This window comes from Synechococcus sp. R6-10, from assembly GCF_047461815.1.
Lineage (GTDB): Bacteria > Cyanobacteriota > Cyanobacteriia > Thermostichales > Thermostichaceae > Thermostichus.
In genome coordinates this window covers 1-509 of sequence record NZ_JANSHW010000522.1, presented here as the reverse complement: position 1 = coordinate 509, position 509 = coordinate 1, and the positions used below count along the sequence as shown (strand labels likewise).

General features: G+C 63.3%; 1 protein-coding gene. It reads right to left on the bottom strand.

The genetic code is table 11. The annotated features are described in order from the left end of the window. Positions 1 to 509: AAA family ATPase (locus tag NW837_RS13195; RefSeq protein WP_414332091.1), on the bottom strand; the 509-nt coding region annotated here is incomplete at both ends.

The following is a 509-nucleotide window of genomic DNA, read 5'->3' as shown; positions in this document are numbered from 1 at the left end:
ATCGCCACGCCCACCTCGTCTTTCTCCTCTTTGACGCCGAATCGGTAGCGCGGCTTGCCCAGAAACTCCGACGCCTTCGGCGCGTCCACCACCACATGCACCTCGTCGCCTGCGGCGACCTGCTTGGCGACCTTGCGGCAGATGGTGGACAACTCGCGTTCGAGGTTGCGCACGCCCGCCTCGCGCGTGTATTCGCGGATGATGCGCAGTAGCGCGTCGTCGGTAATCTCCAGATGCTCAGGCGTCAGCCCGTGCCGCTCCAGCACGCGCGGAATCAGGTAATCGCGCGCGATGTGCAGTTTCTCGTCCTCCGTGTAGCCCGAGAACTGGATGATCTCCATGCGGTCGCGCAGCGGCGGCGGGATGGTCTCCAGCGTGTTCGCCGTCGTGATGAACATCACATCCGACAGGTCGAACGGGACCTCCAAGTAGTGGTCAGAGAACTTGTCGTTCTGTTCAGGGTCTAACGCTTCCAGCAGGGCGGAGGTCGGGTCGCCGCGGAAGTCGTA